A 1,796-nucleotide genomic window follows, 5' to 3' on the forward strand; every position below is an offset into this window, starting at 1 on the left:
CCCGCCGTCGTCCTCCGCGCCGCAAATCCCTCGGATTTGCCTCGCTTTCAGGTGCGGAGCAGTTTTGAACGGACCGATTTTGTTTCCGTTCAAGGCAAAAGCGCAAGGCAATACTTGCTGTATTGCCGAGCATTTTAACGCAGAACGGGGCAAAATCTGCCGTTCAAAACCGTGTTGTCCTTACCGCCAATCAGTCTTGTATCATATTCTTTATATTAACCCTTGATTTTTTCATTAAGTTATAATATAATACCCGAAGGGATCGGCGTTACTCTTTCGCCGCTTCCCGACAGTATATCCGGCTGATCGTTTTCATTATAGAAATATGGAGATATCGGCTTTATCAACAGGAGGAAAACGCATATGAACTACACTGCGGAAATCAAGCATATGTGCCCCGTCGCTAAGGGCGCGTATCACGGCCCCGCTCCGATTCCGGAAGAGGGAAAATGGGTGCAGGCGAAGGAAATCAAGGATATTTCCGGTTTCACCCACGGTATCGGCTGGTGCGCTCCCCAGCAGGGCGCCTGCAAGCTGACGCTGAACGTCAAAGACGGCGTCATCGAAGAAGCCCTCGTTGAAACGATCGGCTGCTCCGGTATGACCCACTCCGCCGCGATGGCGTCCGAGATCCTTATCGGCAAGACGCTGCTCGAGGCGCTGAACACCGACCTCGTCTGCGACGCCATCAACACCGCGATGCGCGAGCTGTTCCTGCAGATCGTATACGGCCGCACCCAGAGCGCGTTCTCCGAAGACGGCCTTCTGGTCGGCGCTTCGCTCGAGGACCTCGGCAAGGGTCTGCGTTCGCAGGTCGGCACGATGTTCGCGACCAAGGAGAAGGGCCCCCGCTACCTCGAAATGACCGAGGGCTACTGCTCCAGAATGGCGCTCAACGAGAACGACGAGATCATCGGCTACGAATTCGTCAGCGTCGGCAAGATGATGGACTTCATCAAGGGCGGCATGGACGCGAACGAGGCGATGAAGAAGGCGACCGGTCACTACGGACAGTGGGACGACGCCGCCAAGTACATCGACCCCCGCAAGGAATAAGAGAGGTACGGAACTATGGCATTATTTGAAAACTACGACCGCCGCATCGAAAAGATAAACAAGACGCTTGCGGAGTACGGCATCGGCTCCGTTGAAGAGAGCCGCGAGATCTGCAAGGCCGCCGGCTTCGATCCCTACGAGATCGCCAAGGGCATTCAGCCCATCTGCTTCGAGAACGTATGCTGGGCCTACTGCGTAGGCGCGGCGATCGCTCTGAAGTCCGGCGTCAAGAACGCCGAAGAAGCCGCCCGCAAGATCGGCATCGGTCTGCAGGCATTCTGCATCGACGGCTCCGTCGCCGAGAACCGCAAGGTCGGCATCGGCCACGGCAACCTCGCCGCGATGCTGCTCAGCGACGAGACCAAGTGCTTCGCCTTCCTCGCCGGCCACGAATCCTTCGCCGCCGCCGAAGGCGCCATCGGCATCGTCCGCAACGCCAACAAGGTCCGCAAGGAGCCCCTGCGCGTTATCCTCAACGGCCTCGGCAAGGACGCCGCGCAGATCATTTCCCGCATCAACGGCTTCACTTACGTCCAGACGCAGTATGACTACTACACCGGCGAGCTGAAGATCGTCCGCGAGATCCCCTACTCCAAGGGCGAGCGCGCCAACGTCCGCTGCTACGGCGCGGACGACGTCCGCGAGGGCGTCGCGATCATGCACAACGAGCACGTCGACGTTTCCATCACCGGCAACTCCACCAACCCCACCCGCTTCCAGCACCCCGTCGCAGGCACCTA

At 58.5% G+C, this 1,796-nt stretch carries 2 protein-coding genes; both read left to right on the plus strand.

The window, feature by feature from the left end:
• Positions 1-363 precede the first annotated feature (363 nt).
• Entirely contained in the window at positions 364-1,056 is a 693-nt protein-coding gene (locus tag IJL83_08150; GenBank protein MBQ6553564.1) for an iron-sulfur cluster assembly scaffold protein, read from the plus strand.
• 15 nt (positions 1,057-1,071) lie between these two features.
• The coding region (locus tag IJL83_08155; protein ID MBQ6553565.1) for a GGGtGRT protein at positions 1,072-1,796 on the plus strand (725 nt) is incomplete at its 3' end.

The sequence above is a fragment of the Clostridia bacterium genome (genome assembly GCA_017438525.1).
Taxonomy (GTDB): Bacteria; Bacillota; Clostridia; order Oscillospirales; family RGIG8002; genus RGIG8002.